The following is a 13,806-nucleotide window of genomic DNA, read 5'->3' as shown; positions in this document are numbered from 1 at the left end:
GCCCGAACCTCATGCCAAGCTGGCAGGCATGACTGACGACGTACGTGAACAAGGTCTACGGGTCCTGCAAGAGATGGTGCCGCACCTGCCGTCGAATGTTGTCGAACCCGACGGAAGATTCGGCGACGAGCTGATGGCCATCGGCGTCGACAATGTCTTCGGCCGGTTGTGGAGCCGTGACGGGCTGAGCCGACGTGATCGCAGCCTGGTGACCATGGGCATTCTGATCGCCCTGCGGGCCACCGATGAGTTCGAGTCGCACGTCAGGATCGGCCTCCGAAACGGCCTCACCGAGGACGAGATCGCCGAGGTGATCTACCACGCCAGCGGGTATGCGGGATTCCCTGCCGCGAACACCGCCCGCAACGTGGCGCGTGAAGCGCTGAGCAAGGACTAGAAGACGCGGCTGCCCTTCGCCGAGAGCTCGAAGCCGTGGTCACCGATCACGCACACTGTGCTCACTTCGGTGACCGCGCACGTCCCAGTATCGGGGTGGTCGAGCTTGCTGCCGGCGGAAAGCAACTTGTAATCGGCGGGGTCGACCGTGCGGTCCCGCGGCTCTTTGTAGTCCATGTACTTCTCCATGGCCGCGAGATCGACGGTGGAAAAGGTCGCCGGATCGAGGTCCATGGCCGCGAATACGTTGACCGAGTTGCTTGAAGTACCGGGCAGCTCACCCCAGCAAAAGGCTTGCTTCATGGGCGGATTGGCACGGCCGGTATAGGTGATCCGGCATCGGTACCCGCCCGGAGTGACGAACTGCGCGCCGTTCGTCGTCGGGTAGTTGTAGTACGTGTTGTAGTCGTGGACATCGACGGCGGTGTAGCCGCTCAGATCCGGGATGTGCCCCGGGTCGGCCGCCGCCGCCGGGGATGTCAGCGAAACCGCTGCCACGAGGGCCGCGCCCACCACGATCCGCGCCATAGCGGTGAGCCTAACGGCCCGGCGGGAACGCCGAACGCAGGATTTTCACGTCCCCATGGAAGGCGCCGTCGGCGAGCACTTGGTCCACGGTGATCGCTCCGACTGCGAGTGCGACGACGCCATCGGGCGAGGCGGTCAGGACCGTGCCGGGCCGCTCCATTGGGACATACGCGCTCGGGCCGTCTTCATCGATGCGCAAGGTCATGAGGAAGCCGTCGGTCTCGATCCCGAGCTCGACGGCCGGTGCGGCCGTGACACCGCGAAGCAGCGCAGGCAGAGCGAGCGTGAGCCAGCGAGGCCGGAACGCGTCGTCGCCGCGCCCCGACTCCAGCAGTGGAACGCCCCACCGTCCCAGAGCTTCCATCGGCTCACGGAGGGCTGCCCCCCAAGGCGTGAGTCCGTAAACGACCCCGGTGTCGTCAAGGCGGCGTTCGACGATTCCGTTCGCCTCCATGGTGCGAAGCCGGTCCGCCAGGAGGTTGGTGGCGATCCCCGCGAGCGAGGTCTTCAACTCGCCGTAGCGCATCGGCCCAGGAAGCAGCTCTCGCACGATCAGAAGCGTCCAACGATCGCCCACGACATCGAGCGACCGGGCGAGAGCACAGAACTGCCCGTAGGAACGGGGAATCTTGCCACCTTGATTGATATTTTCAACCATACTTGATTTTATCAACTTCACTGCGTAGATGCCGAACAAGGAGAACGATCCGGATGGAATTGAGCATCAATTGGTGGGCGGTGGTCGTCGCAACCGCAGTCGGAATGGCGATCGCGTTCGTCTGGTACAGCGACTGGGGCCTGGCCGGCAGCGCCTGGCGGAAATTGACCGGGGTGACCAAGGCTGACTCGGAGCGAGTCGGCAAGCGCCCCTTCGCAATTCTGCTGGCGTCACTGGTCGTCACGGCGCTCGCGCTCGCCGTCGCCTGCGCGATCACGTTCGGATTCTTCGGCAGTGATTCGCTCTGGCTCGCAGTAGCCGTCGGAATTGCGGCCTGGCTCGGGTTGTCGCTGTCCACGCTGGCACAGCACAACGCGTTCGAGTTGAAGCCTGCTCAGCTCACCGTGATCAACAGCGCGTATCAGCTGGTGCTGTTCGTCGGCATGACTCTTGCCGTCGGCCTGCTGGCGTAGCGGGCACAGACGTACGCCAAAAAAGAGAGCCACCTAGGAGAATCGAACTCCTGACCTATTCATTACGAGTGAATTGCTCTACCGACTGAGCTAAGGTGGCACGCTCGGCGAACCGGGCGGCACGAGTCTACGACAGCCGTGCCCGAGCCTCCAAAGTCACCCTCGCAGCGCCTGCCCGACGGTGGCCACCATGGCGTCGACCGCGAACTTCGGTTTGACGTTGATGGCCAGCGCTTCACGGCATTCCAGCACCGCCTCGATGCAGCGCAGCAGCCGGTCCGGGGGCACGTGGTCGGCCATGGCCTGCACTTTCTCGGCCATGTCCGGGTGATTCGCGGTCACCGACGACGCTCCGGATGACACCAAAAGCGCATCACGGAAATAGGTGGCCAGGTCGATCAGCGCCCGGTCCAGCGCGTCACGTGAGGCCCGGGTCTGACGGGACTTCTGCCGCCGCTCCAGCTCTTTGAGCGCGCCGGCGGTCCCGCGGGTGGTGGCCGCGGTGCCTTTCCCGGTGCCACCGGCCCCCAGCGCGGTCTTGAGTTCCTCGGTCTCGGTCTCGTTGCGTCCGGCGGTCAAGGCCAGCGCTTCGGCCTCGGCGACCGCGACCATCTCCTCGGCGGCCGCAAAGGCCCGCGCCGGTGTCGCGGCATCCCGGGCCAGCCCCAACGCGCGTTTACGGCGCTCCCGGGCCTCAGGGTCGGTGGCCAGTCGTCGGGCCCGGCCCACATGGCCGCCGCTGACGGACGCTGCCCAGCGGGCCTCGTCGGCGGGCAGCCCGTCGCCGGAAATCAGCACGTCGGCGATCGCATCCACCGACGGCGTGGTCAACGCGATGTGCCGGCAGCGCGAGCGCAGGGTGATCGCGATGTCCTCGGGATCCACCGACGGCGCGCACAGCAGGAAAACTGTCGAGGCCGGCGGCTCCTCCACCACCTTGAGCAGGGCATTCGCGGCGCCTTCGGTGAGCCGGTCGGCGTCCTCGATCACCACCACCTGCCAACGGCCGGTCCCGGGCCGCCGGGACGCGATCTGAACGATCTCGCGCATCTCCTTGACCGCGATCGACAGGCCCTCGGGCACGATGCGGCGTACATCGGCATGGGTACCGGCCATCGTCGTCGTACACGCGCGGCACTCACCGCACCCCGGTGTCCCCTCTGACGTGCACTGCAGGGCCGCCGCGAAACACAGCGCCGCCACCGAACGCCCGGAGCCCGGCGGGCCGGTGACCAGCCAGGCATGCGTCATGGTCCCGACGGTGGTACCACTGTGTGGCGAATCACCCCGGGCCGCCAATGCGGCCGCCACCAGCTCCTGTTCCACCGCATGCTGACCCACCAGCCGCGAAAACACCCCGCTCATCGTCCCCAACAGTAGTGGTCAAGCCGACACAACCGCGTCACAGCAGGCGCTGAACGTCCCCGCGGCCCGATACGGTGAACGGGTGACCACGGAGCCCATCCCCATCGCGCGAATCGGTGCATTCGCGCGATGGGTGGCGCGCACCCCGTGGCCGGTGTTCACGCTGGGCATGTTGCAGGCCGACATCATCGGCGCGTTGTTCGTGCTGGGCTTCCTGCGCTTCGGCCTGCCGCCCGAGGACCGCATCCAGCTCCAGGACCTGCCGGTGTTCAACCTGGCGATCTTCCTGGGCTACCTGTTCATCTCGTTCACCATCGGCGCCTACCTGGCGCTGCGGCTGCTCATCCCGGTGATCCGCTGGCAGCGCCGCGACACCCTGCTGTCCAAGTCGGACCCGGCCATCACCGAGTTGGCCCGCGTGCGCGCGCTGAAGATGCCCTTCTACCGCACCCTGATCAGCGTCACCAACTGGTTCCTCGGCTCGATCGTGTTCATCGTGGCCAGCTGGCCGGTGGCCAGTAAGTCCGCGCCCGTTGTCCTGGTCGCCACCGCACTGGGCGCGACCGCCACCGCGATCATCGGCTACCTACAGTCCGAGCGGGTGTTGCGGCCGGTCGCGGTGGCCGCGCTGCGCGGCGGGGTGCCGGAGAACTTCCGTGCCCCCGGGGTGATCCTGCGCCAGGTGCTCACCTGGGTGCTGTCGACGGGTGTTCCGGTCCTGGCCATCGTGCTGGCCCTGGTGGCCAGCAAGTTCTCGATCCTCACCGCATCGGCGGACCGGCTGATCACGCCGCTGCTACTGCTGGCCATCGCCGCGTTGGTGATCGGATTGTCCAGCACTGTGCTGGTCGCGATGTCGATCGCCGACCCGCTGCGCCAGCTGCGCTGGGCGCTGGGCGAGGTGCAGCGCGGCAACTACAACGCCCACATGCAGATCTACGACGCCAGCGAGCTCGGTCTGTTGCAGGCCGGCTTCAACGACATGGTGCGCGAGCTGGCCGAGCGGCAACGGTTGCGTGACCTGTTCGGCCGCTACGTCGGCGAGGACGTGGCCCGTCGCGCCTTGGAGCGCGGCACCGAGCTGGGCGGGCAGGAACGCGACGTGGCGGTGCTGTTCGTGGACCTGGTCGGTTCGACACACCTGGCATCGACGATCCCGGCCGGCGACGTGGTGAACCTGCTCAACGAGTTCTTCCGCGTCATCGTCGACACCGTCAACCGTCACGGCGGGTTCGTCAACAAGTTCCAGGGCGACGCGGCGCTGGCCATCTTCGGTGCCCCCATCGAGCATCCCGACGCCTCCGGTGGCGCGCTGGCCGCGTCCCGCGAGCTGCACGACGAGCTGCTCAGCGTGCTGGGCAGCGATATCGAGTTCGGTATCGGTGTCTCAGCCGGGCGTGCGATCGCCGGGCACATCGGCGCTCAGGCCCGCTTCGAATACACCGTGATCGGTGACCCGGTGAACGAGGCCGCCCGCCTGACCGAGCTGGCCAAACTCGAGGAGGGCCACGTGCTGGCCTCCGCCATCGCGGTGAGCGGCGCACTCGACGCCGAGGCGCTGAGCTGGGACGTCGGCGAGATCGTCGAACTACGCGGACGCACCGTGCCCACTCAGCTGGCCCGCCCGATGAATCTGGTGCTGCCGCGTGATCTGGAACGCGAAACCGAAAGCGACGTCTCCAGCTAGCGGCCTCACGCCTTCTTGGCGGCAGCCTTCTTCGCCGGGGCCTTCTTGGCTGCGGTCTTTTTGGCTGCAGCCTTCTTCGCAGGTGCCTTCTTGGCGGCCTTCTTCGCCGGCCCGCGGGCCCGGCGATCGGCCAGCAGTTCCGAAGCCCGCTCGTCGGTGATCGACTGCACGTCGTCGCCCTTGCGCAGGCTGGCGTTGGTCTCACCGTCGGTGACGTACGGGCCGAATCGACCGTCCTTGATCACCATCGGCTTGCCCGAGGCCGGGTCGGTGCCCAGCTCACGCAGCGGCGGGGCCGCAGCAGCCTGGCGCCCACGGCGTTTCGGCTCGGCGTAGATCTTCAGCGCCTCGTCGAGGGTGATGGTGAACATCTGTTCCTCGGTGGCCAGTGAGCGAGAGTCGGTGCCGCGCTTGAGGTATGGGCCGTAGCGCCCGTTCTGCGCGGTGATCTCCTCGTTGTTCGACGGGTCCACCCCCACCACGCGGGGCAACGACAGCAGCTTGAGCGCGTCGTCGAGCGTCACCGTCTCCAGATCCATTGTGCGCAAAAGTGATCCGGTGCGCGGCTTGGGCCCGGTCGGCTTCTTGCCCTTCTTGGCCGGAGTCCCCGCTGTGCCGTCGTCGGGGCCCTCCTCAGGCGCCGGGAGGATCTCGGTGACGTAGGGGCCGAATCGCCCGTCCTTGGCCACGATTTCGTGTCCGGTTGCCGGGTCGACACCGAGCACCCGTCCCTCTTGCGGTGTGGCGAAAGCCTTTTCAGCCAGCTCAAGGGTCAGCTCATCGGGTGTCAGAGCATCCTTGAGGTTGGCGCGCTGCGGCTTCAAGGCGCCGTCCGGAGCTTCAGGATCAATGACCATGCGCTCCAGGTACGGCCCGTTGCGGCCCACCCGAACCACGATCGCGCGACCCTCGTCATCGTCGAAAAGCTTGATGGAGTTGACTTCTCGTGCGTCGATGCCCTCGAGGTTGCCCCCCACGAGATGCTTGAGCCCACCGGAACGGGCGATCGAGCCCTCGACACCGTGCTCACCACCGAAGTAGAAGTTCGACAGCCAGTTGGTGCGCTGCTCCTGACCCGTGGCGATCTCGTCGAGCTCGTCCTCCATGGCCGCGGTGAAGTCGTAGTCGACCAGCCGGCCGAAGTGCTGCTCCAGCAGGCCGACGACGGCGAAGGCAACCCAGGACGGCACCAGAGCGCTGCCCTTCTTGGCCACATAGCCGCGGTCCTGGATGGTCTTGATGATCGAGCTGTACGTCGACGGGCGGCCGATACCCAGCTCTTCGAGGGCCTTGATCAGCGAGGCCTCGGTGTAGCGGGCCGGCGGGCTGGTCTGGTGGCCGTCGGCGGTCAGGTCGGCGGCGTCGACGCGCTGCCCCTGGGTCAGGTTCGGCAGCCGGCTCTCGGCATCGTCGGACTCACCGCCGGCCAGCTCGTCGATGCTCTCGACGTAGGCCTTGAGGAAGCCGGGGAAGGTGATCGTGCGGCCGGACGCGTTGAACACAACCTGCTCGCCACCGGCAGCGGCTCCGGCGATCCGCAACGAGAGCGTCGTGCCGCGGGCGTCGGCCATCTGTGAGGCCACGGTGCGCTGCCAGATCAGCTCGTAGAGCCGGAACTCGTCGGTCTCGAGCTGCGCGTGCAACTGGCCCGGGGTCTGGAACACGTCACCGGAGGGACGAATCGCCTCGTGTGCCTCCTGGGCGTTCTTGACCTTGCGGGTGTACTGCCGCGGCGACGGATGCACATACTCGTCGCCGTAGAGCTGCCGAGCCTGGTTACGCGCCGCGTTGATCGCCGACTCCGACAGCGTCGTCGAGTCGGTACGCATGTAGGTGATGTAGCCGTTCTCGTACAGCCGCTGCGCGATACTCATGGTGCGCTCGGAGGAGAACCGCAGCTTGCGAGCGGCCTCCTGCTGCAGCGTCGACGTCATGAAGGGCGCGTAGGGGCGGCGCGTGTACGGCTTCTGCTCGACGGAGCTGACGGCCAACTGGGCGCCGCGCAGCCCCGCAGCCAGCGCTCCGGCACTGGCCTCGTCGAGCACCAGCACCTCGTCGGGCTTCTTCAGCTGCCCCAGCGAGTCGAAATCACGACCGGCGGCGACCCGGCGGCCGTCGACGGTGTTGAGCTTGGCGGTGAACCGCGGCGGAGTGGCCTGCGGATCGGAGACCGATGCGTCCAGCTCGGCGCTGACATCCCAGTAGCCGGCGCTGCGGAACGCCATGCGCTCCCGCTCGCGCTGCACGATGATGCGCGTGGCCACCGACTGCACCCGGCCCGCCGACAGCTTCGGTGCCACCTTCTTCCACAGCACCGGCGACACTTCGTAGCCGTAGAGCCGGTCGAGGATGCGGCGGGTTTCCTGCGCGTCGACCAGAGCGATGTCCAGGTCACGCGGGTTTTCGGCGGCAGCCCGGATGGCCGGCTCGGTGATCTCGTGGAACACCATCCGCCGCACCGGCACCTTCGGCTTCAGGGTCTCCAGCAGATGCCAGGCGATCGCCTCGCCCTCGCGGTCACCGTCCGTCGCGAGATAGAGCTCGTCGACACCTTTGAGCAGGTCTTTGAGTTCGGTGACGGTGCTCTTCTTGTCCGGGCTGACGATGTAGAGCGGTTCGAAGTTGTCGTCGACATTGACCCCGAGGCGCGCCCACGGCTCGGATTTGTACTTCGCGGGCACGTCAGCGGCATTGCGCGGCAGGTCACGAATGTGCCCGCGGGAAGATTCCACCACATAATCGGAGCCCAGGTAGCCGGCAATCTTGCGCGCTTTCGTCGGCGACTCCACAATCACGAGTCGCCGGACATTGCCCTTGCTACCGCTGCCGCTATCGCCAGCCAACTGTGCCTACGCTCCACTTCTTTAGTCGCCGCGCCAAGCCCGGCAACTGACAATTTCGCATTACGCGCGAGCCTACGCAAACCGGCTCTCCGCGTGTGCATCATTAAATACGAGGCCAGTGCGCCACCGCCGCGGCGTCCCCGGGCGGTTCCCCGACGTTCTCCACCAGGCGTGATAGGCGTCGGCGCCCACTGATCCGCAGCGCGGGATGCGAGCCTCGGGTCCCGATCAATGTCGGCGCAATCCCCACCCGCATCATCGCCTCGGCCAGCGCCGCGTGGGTGTCAGGCGCGTGCGGGTCCAACCCGAGCAGATAGCGGTCGTCCGCCTCGAACGTGCCGGCAGCCAGCGTCCAGGCCCGCAGCTCACGGGAACCGGGTAGCCAGCCGGCCGGGACTGTTTTGACCGCCCCCCTGGTCCACGCCCGTGCGATCAGCATCAACTGGGGATCCAGTGCGGTTCGCACCAGCGGGTTGTCCTCGTCGGTCCGGGAGATTTCTGGTACCAACCCGGCGTCGCTGATCATCTCGGCCAGGCCGTGGGCGCGCCAGAGTTCGTCGACGACTACCGAAATCCGGGCCGCTTGCCGGCCGCCGACGCTCGCCAGCACCACCTGCCCCGGGCCGGCGAGAACCCCGGTCAGGTCGGCCACCGCGGGCGGCACCGACTCAGCCGAGAAGAAGGACAGCTGGCTCACAAATCGACACTAGGCCAGCTCGAGCCGCAAAAACGAGAACACCCCCGCGGTGTCCGATGTGGACTCTCGCGGGGGTGTCCCGTTGGGTTTGCTTGGCTCAGATGGCCCGAACACCCGTGGCCTGCGGCCCCTTGGGGCTCTGGCCGACCTCGAACTCAACCTTCTGGTTCTCCTCCAGGGTGCGGAATCCGCTGCCCTGAATTTCCGTGTAGTGGACAAACACGTCGGCAGAGCCGTCCTCCGGAGCAATGAAGCCGAAGCCCTTCTCCGCGTTGAACCACTTCACAGTTCCCTGTGGCATCTTTTGTTCTTTCCTTCTCTTTCAACCGGGTGCGGTCCACCGACTTCCGATGTACCGGGCCCGTTCCGACCGCCATCCTTCGTGGAGTCGCCCGGAACTGACCCGACCTACAACCCTCGCAGGAACCGCGATCGCAACGACGATCCTGCGAGTGCGAGTACAAACACAGAAGCTGCGACCGTGATCAGTCAACCATGTTCGGGTCGACTGCGACAGTCTTGGCGTGCGGCGCGTGGTGAACAATTCGTTTATAAATCCGGGCCGCCGTCGGCGGGGTAGATCGCAGGAGGACAAACAGTGCTGGATCAGGGGTCAGATTTCGGCCGTGAGCTGCTCGCTTGCGCTGTCGAGGGCACCCCGGCCGGCGAAGATCCGCTACGCCATGTTGCGGATATCCCTCCGCGACACGGCAAACCGCAACAGTGGCCACAATGGGCCCATCAGGAGGTCGTTCAGGCGTTGACCGACCGCGGAATCACCGCACCGTGGTCACATCAACTGGCCGCCGCCGAGCTGGCCCACGACGGACGCCACGTCGTCGTCTCCACCGGAACCGCGTCGGGCAAGTCTCTGGCCTACCAACTACCCATCCTGTCTGCATTGGCCGAGGACCGGCAGGCCCGGGTGCTCTACCTGTCGCCGACGAAAGCGCTTGGCCACGACCAGTTGCGCACGGCACAGAATCTGACCGAGACCGTGGCCGCGCTGCGCGATGTGGCACCCGCACCGTACGACGGTGACAGCGCAACCGAGGTGCGCCGGTTCGCCAGGGAGCGCTCCCGCTGGATCTTCTCCAACCCCGACATGATCCATCTGTCGCTGCTGCGCAACCATGCCCGCTGGGCGGTGTTCCTGCGCCACCTGCGGTACATCGTGGTCGACGAATGCCATTACTACCGCGGCATTTTCGGTTCCAACGTGGCGATGGTGCTGCGCCGACTGCTGCGGCTGTGTGCGAGATATTCGGCCGACGGCGCTGACCCTTCCACGCCGACGGTGATCTTCGCCAGTGCCACCACGGCATCGCCGGCCGAGACCGCGGCCGAGTTGATCGGGCAGACCGTGGCCGAGGTGACCGAAGACGGCTCCCCGCAGGGGGCGCGGACGATCGCACTGTGGGAGCCGGCGCTGCTGGAGGATCTCACCGGGGAGAACGGGGCGCCGGTGCGCCGTTCGGCCGGTTCCGAAGCGGCCCGGGTGATGGCCGATCTGATGACCGAGGGCGCACGCACTTTGACGTTCGTCCGGTCCCGGCGCGGCGCAGAACTGACTGCGCTGGGAACCCGAGCCCGGCTGGAGGACACCGCACCCGAAATCGCCCACCAGGTGGCCTCCTACCGAGCCGGCTATCTCGCCGAGGACCGCCGCGAGCTGGAACACGCCCTGACCGACGGACAGCTGCGCGGGCTGGCCACCACCAATGCGCTCGAACTCGGCATCGACATCGCCGGGCTGGATGCGGTGGTGCTGGCCGGGTTTCCCGGCACCGTCACCTCGTTCTGGCAGCAGGCGGGCCGGTCGGGCCGGCGCGGGCAGGGTGCGCTGATCGTGTTGATCGCCCGGGACGATCCGCTGGACACCTACCTGGTGCACCACCCGGCGGCCTTGTTGGACAAGCCGATCGAGCGGGTGGTGATCGACCCGACGAATCCGCACGTTCTCGGCCCGCAATTGCTTTGTGCCGCAGCAGAGCTGCCGCTCACCGAGGCCGAGGTGCGGCTGTGGGACGCCGAGTCGGTGGCCGCCACCCTCGTCGACGACGGATTGTTGCGCAAACGTCCGGGCGGCTACTTCCCCGCCCCCGGGGTGGATCCGCATCCCGCGGTCGACATCCGCGGCTCAAGCGGCGGCCAGATCGCGATCCTGGAAGTCGATACCGGACGGATGCTGGGAAGCACCGGCGCCGGCCGGGCGGCAGCCTCGCTGCACCCCGGTGCGGTGTACCTGCACCAGGGCGAGACATATCTGGTCGACTCGTTGTCGTTCGAGGACGGTGTCGCGTTCGTGTACGCCGCGGACCCCGGTTACAGCACATTCGCCAGGGAGCTGACCGACATATCGGTCACCGGTCCCGGCGAGCGCGCCACGTTCGGTCCGGTCACCGTCGGCCTGGTTCCGGTGACCGTCACCAACACCGTGGTCGGCTACCTGCGCCGCCGCCTCGACGGTGAAGTCATCGATTTCGTGGAACTGGACATGCCGCCGAGCACCCTGGACACCATGGCCGTGATGTGCACGATCACTCCGGAAGCCTTACAGGACAGCGGTATTGACCCACTTTCGGTGCCGGGGAGCCTGCATGCCGCCGAACACGCGTCGATCGGACTGTTGCCGCTGGTGGCCAGCTGCGACCGCGGGGACATCGGCGGGGTGTCGACGGCCGTCGGCCCGGTGGACGGTTTGCCGTCGATCTTCGTCTACGACGGATATCCAGGTGGTGCCGGCTTCGCCGACCGCGGATTCCGCAATCTCAGCACCTGGTGGGGCGCGACAGCCGATGCGATCGAGGCGTGCGACTGCCCGCAGGGCTGCCCCTCGTGTGTGCAGTCGCCGAAGTGCGGCAACGGCAATGATCCGTTGGACAAATCGGGCGCGGTGAAGGTGCTCCGCCTGGTGCTCGGCGCGCTGAGTACGTCCTCAGCGTCCATCCCCCGACCGCGTTGACGACCGACCCCTCGACGGCCGACTCCGCGGATCGACAACCACGTGGCTGCATTCCGCCACGCCGAACACACAGACGTTGCGACGAACGGTCGGACAACGCGATCCGTTCCCAATCCCGGAGGCCGGGCGCAGTGGCAAATTACGTGAACTCACCCATGTTTGCAACCCGACGGCGGCAAGGTTCGCCCACCCGCGACCGTGATCCGCAGTTTGCGGTACGGATTCCGTCGTCGTCAGCTCGTCGTCGGCTGCGCCGTCGGGTGTGCAGGTAGGTGGGCACTCCGCCGGTAAAATGCCGCACATGAACCACGACTGGCTGCTCGTGGAGACACTGGGGAGCGAGCCTGTGGTCGTCGCACGAGGTCTTCAGACAAAGAACCTCGTCCCGATCAGTGTGTTTCTGCGCCGAAATCCGCACCTGATGGCAATACAGAGCGCCATCAGGGAAACCGTGCAGGCCGGCCAGGGCCTCAGCACCATCACACCCAAGAATGACCGCGTAATCCGCACCGAGGTGGTGCGGATGTCCGACGGACACATCCACGGCGTGCACATCTGGATCGGGCCGCGCGACGCCGAACCGCCGCAACGCCCCGTTCCGGGCCCGCTGGTCTGGGATCTGACCGCAGGCGTGGCCACCGATACCCCTGAATCGCTGCTCAACAGCGGCATGAATCCGGAAACCGAAGCCACCCACGACCGGACGTTCGCCGACGACCTACCGGCGAAGTACCTCAACGGCACCGAGGCCAGGGTCCTGGCGATGACGATCAAGCCCGTCGTCGGCCACACCTTGTGCACCACCTGGGACGTCACCGACCACCACGGGGAACCCATCACCGTCGGATTCGTGGCCCGCGTCCTGCTGGAACCACAGGAAGACGGCTCCGAGAAACTGCTCTCCCGGGCGATGAACTGGCGCAGTGAACGGGAAGCGCCCGTCGAACAGCCCGACAGCCTGGCCCAGCGCATCCTCAACGGGCTGGCGCAACCCGGCGTACACCGGGCCCTGGTCGATCTGGCCAACTGGAAATTGTTGAAGTGGCTCGACGAGCCCGCACCGTTCTTCGACTGGCGCAACCGCGACGGCGGGCAGGCCCGCGTCCACCCGGCCGACGCCCGCCACATGGCCCGGATGACCACGGAGTTCTCGGGCGGAACCACCACCGCCGTGTTGCGGATGCGTGCCGAGGGTGGCGACTGGCGACCCGTACACATGACGATCAACCGGGTCGAGCTCGACGAGAACGTCTTCGCGGGGCTGATATCGATGCGGCTGCCCACCGACGACGAGGTTGCCGCGGCAGCCCTCGACCCCATCGACTAGATCACGGATCCACCGGCCCAGCCCGGGCCGATGCTCGGGCCGGCCCGGCTCCCCAGCGCCCGAGATGCACCGGGACCGTCACCTCGAGCACCACATCCAGCCCCTCGATCCGGCAGCTCGCGACGACCGACCGCATTCGAGCCGCGATTTCGGTGGCCTGCCGGCACGCCGCATCCGGGCCGGAAACCACAGCGCCTGCAGCACCCAGGGCGGCCAGGTCCGCCGCGGCCTGAGCCCGGTGCCGGGCCGTCACCGCAGCGCCCAGGTATGCAGCGCCCGTGGCGAACGCGATCAGCATCGCGACCATGGCCGCGGCCGGCACGGTGGCCGATCCTCGCTCACCCGACGCCGGGCTCGGGAACCGCTGCCGCCTCGGCGGACAGCGTGAGTCTCGGCAACATCGTGCCTGCGCTGACCCGGGCCACCACCAAATCGCCGTCCCGGCCGACATGCACCACCGCACCCGATGGTGCGACCCGGCGAGCCGTGGCGGTGGCCACTTCGCCCTCCCCACGTGCGGCCAGCCGGGCCGCTTCACGTGCCGCGTCGATACAGCGAATCTGCGTGCCCACCGCGCTGAGGCCGCCGACGCACAACCCCAGGACCGCCACCAGCGATACGAGCGCAAACGCAGCCTCGACGGTGACCGCACCCCGGTCATCTAGACGTTGGTGTTCAACGCCCGGCTGATGATGTTGGTCAGCGCCGTGACGATCGAGTCCCCGGTGACCACGGTGTACAGGATCGCCCCGAACGCCGCGGCGGCGACGGTGCCGATCGCGTACTCGACGGTACTCATCCCTGATTCGTCGAGCATCAGCAGTGCCGCCCTGGCGTTCGCACGCTGAATCATGTTTCCTGCCATGA

At 67.1% G+C, this 13,806-nt stretch carries 14 protein-coding genes and 1 tRNA gene; 5 read left to right on the top strand and 10 right to left on the bottom strand.

Translation table 11 applies throughout. The features are described 5' to 3' along the window. Positions 1 to 28: 28 nt before the first annotated feature. Complete coding sequence (locus E0T84_RS01490) at positions 29 to 397, top strand: carboxymuconolactone decarboxylase family protein (protein WP_070943838.1); 369 nt, start codon at positions 29 to 31, stop codon at positions 395 to 397. On the opposite strand, the gene E0T84_RS01485 is transcribed toward E0T84_RS01490, so the two are convergent. Both E0T84_RS01485 and E0T84_RS01480 read right to left on the bottom strand, forming a co-directional pair. Beyond that, entirely contained in the window at positions 394 to 924 is a 531-nt protein-coding gene (locus tag E0T84_RS01485) for a hypothetical protein (protein WP_138743547.1), read from the bottom strand. The two genes, E0T84_RS01490 and E0T84_RS01485, sit on opposite strands and share 4 nt — an antisense overlap. Before the next feature lie 10 nt (positions 925 to 934). After that, positions 935 to 1,582 carry a helix-turn-helix domain-containing protein gene (locus E0T84_RS01480; protein WP_138743546.1) on the bottom strand — a complete coding sequence of 216 codons (648 nt, stop codon included), beginning with the start codon at positions 1,580 to 1,582 and terminating at the stop codon, positions 935 to 937. A 53-nt stretch (positions 1,583 to 1,635) separates the two neighbouring features. On the opposite strand from E0T84_RS01480, the gene E0T84_RS01475 reads away from it, so the two are divergent. Continuing rightward, the gene (locus tag E0T84_RS01475) at positions 1,636 to 2,055 is read left to right on the top strand and encodes a DUF1761 domain-containing protein (RefSeq protein ID WP_138743545.1); all 420 of its coding nucleotides are present in this window, start codon (positions 1,636 to 1,638) and stop codon (positions 2,053 to 2,055) included. Between the two features lie 27 nt (positions 2,056 to 2,082). On the opposite strand, the gene E0T84_RS01470 is transcribed toward E0T84_RS01475, so the two are convergent. Then, positions 2,083 to 2,155 (bottom strand) — tRNA-Thr (locus E0T84_RS01470). Positions 2,156 to 2,211: 56 nt separating this feature from the next. Continuing rightward, positions 2,212 to 3,420, bottom strand: a complete 1,209-nt coding sequence (locus tag E0T84_RS01465; protein ID WP_138743544.1) for a DNA polymerase III subunit delta' — start codon at positions 3,418 to 3,420, stop codon at positions 2,212 to 2,214. A gap of 49 nt (positions 3,421 to 3,469) precedes the next feature. Here E0T84_RS01465 and E0T84_RS01460 point away from each other — a divergent pair, with 49 nt between their 5' ends. Then, positions 3,470 to 5,107 (top strand): adenylate/guanylate cyclase domain-containing protein, encoded by a 1,638-nt coding sequence (locus E0T84_RS01460; protein ID WP_171054872.1) that lies wholly within the window; start codon positions 3,470 to 3,472, stop codon positions 5,105 to 5,107. A 5-nt stretch (positions 5,108 to 5,112) separates the two neighbouring features. On the opposite strand, the gene topA is transcribed toward E0T84_RS01460, so the two are convergent. From topA to E0T84_RS01445, 3 genes are all read right to left on the bottom strand, one after another. After that, a complete protein-coding gene (gene topA, locus E0T84_RS01455; RefSeq protein WP_138743543.1) occupies positions 5,113 to 7,950 on the bottom strand; it encodes a type I DNA topoisomerase in 2,838 nt (945 codons plus the stop codon). A 103-nt stretch (positions 7,951 to 8,053) separates the two neighbouring features. Continuing rightward, complete coding sequence (locus tag E0T84_RS01450; protein WP_138743542.1) at positions 8,054 to 8,647, bottom strand: hypothetical protein; 594 nt, start codon at positions 8,645 to 8,647, stop codon at positions 8,054 to 8,056. Between the two features lie 97 nt (positions 8,648 to 8,744). Beyond that, positions 8,745 to 8,948, bottom strand: coding sequence for a cold-shock protein (locus E0T84_RS01445; protein WP_003882601.1), 204 nt, complete (start codon positions 8,946 to 8,948; stop codon positions 8,745 to 8,747). A gap of 297 nt (positions 8,949 to 9,245) precedes the next feature. Here E0T84_RS01445 and E0T84_RS01440 point away from each other — a divergent pair, with 297 nt between their 5' ends. Further along, positions 9,246 to 11,612: a DEAD/DEAH box helicase gene (locus tag E0T84_RS01440; protein WP_138743541.1), complete on the top strand. Its 2,367-nt coding sequence runs from the start codon at positions 9,246 to 9,248 to the stop codon at positions 11,610 to 11,612. 301 nt (positions 11,613 to 11,913) lie between these two features. Further along, positions 11,914 to 12,939, top strand: coding sequence for a PAS domain-containing protein (locus tag E0T84_RS01435; protein WP_070185941.1), 1,026 nt, complete (start codon positions 11,914 to 11,916; stop codon positions 12,937 to 12,939). A 1-nt stretch (position 12,940) separates the two neighbouring features. Here the strand turns inward: E0T84_RS01435 and E0T84_RS01430 are convergent, their stop codons facing one another. The 3 genes from E0T84_RS01430 to E0T84_RS01420 are packed head-to-tail and all read right to left on the bottom strand — an operon-like array spanning position 12,941 to position 13,804. Continuing rightward, a complete protein-coding gene (locus E0T84_RS01430; protein WP_249383538.1) occupies positions 12,941 to 13,261 on the bottom strand; it encodes an Rv3654c family TadE-like protein in 321 nt (106 codons plus the stop codon). 16 nt (positions 13,262 to 13,277) lie between these two features. After that, positions 13,278 to 13,550, bottom strand: coding sequence for a TadE family type IV pilus minor pilin (locus tag E0T84_RS01425; protein WP_138743539.1), 273 nt, complete (start codon positions 13,548 to 13,550; stop codon positions 13,278 to 13,280). A 50-nt stretch (positions 13,551 to 13,600) separates the two neighbouring features. Beyond that, the gene (locus E0T84_RS01420; protein WP_138743538.1) at positions 13,601 to 13,804 is read right to left on the bottom strand and encodes a DUF4244 domain-containing protein; all 204 of its coding nucleotides are present in this window, start codon (positions 13,802 to 13,804) and stop codon (positions 13,601 to 13,603) included. Positions 13,805 to 13,806: the final 2 nt, after the last annotated feature.

Origin of the sequence: Mycobacterium sp. DBP42 (assembly GCF_005924235.1) — a bacterium.
GTDB lineage: Bacteria > Actinomycetota > Actinomycetes > Mycobacteriales > Mycobacteriaceae > Mycobacterium > Mycobacterium syngnathidarum.
The sequence above is the reverse complement of the archived record's forward strand: the minus strand, read 5'-3'. Positions and strand labels throughout refer to the sequence as shown.

What these genes read in the sequence shown, in the direction of transcription:
- E0T84_RS01490 (WP_070943838.1), top strand. Translation starts at nt 29, where the DNA reads ATGACTGACGACGTACGTGAACAAGGTCTACGGGTCCTGCAAGAGATG.
- E0T84_RS01445 (WP_003882601.1), bottom strand. Translation starts at nt 8,948, where the DNA reads ATGCCACAGGGAACTGTGAAGTGGTTCAACGCGGAGAAGGGCTTCGGC.
- E0T84_RS01480 (WP_138743546.1), bottom strand. Translation starts at nt 1,582, where the DNA reads ATGGTTGAAAATATCAATCAAGGTGGCAAGATTCCCCGTTCCTACGGG.
- E0T84_RS01465 (WP_138743544.1), bottom strand. Translation starts at nt 3,420, where the DNA reads ATGAGCGGGGTGTTTTCGCGGCTGGTGGGTCAGCATGCGGTGGAACAG.
- E0T84_RS01485 (WP_138743547.1), bottom strand. Translation starts at nt 924, where the DNA reads ATGGCGCGGATCGTGGTGGGCGCGGCCCTCGTGGCAGCGGTTTCGCTG.
- E0T84_RS01435 (WP_070185941.1), top strand. Translation starts at nt 11,914, where the DNA reads ATGAACCACGACTGGCTGCTCGTGGAGACACTGGGGAGCGAGCCTGTG.
- E0T84_RS01475 (WP_138743545.1), top strand. Translation starts at nt 1,636, where the DNA reads ATGGAATTGAGCATCAATTGGTGGGCGGTGGTCGTCGCAACCGCAGTC.
- E0T84_RS01420 (WP_138743538.1), bottom strand. Translation starts at nt 13,804, where the DNA reads ATGGCAGGAAACATGATTCAGCGTGCGAACGCCAGGGCGGCACTGCTG.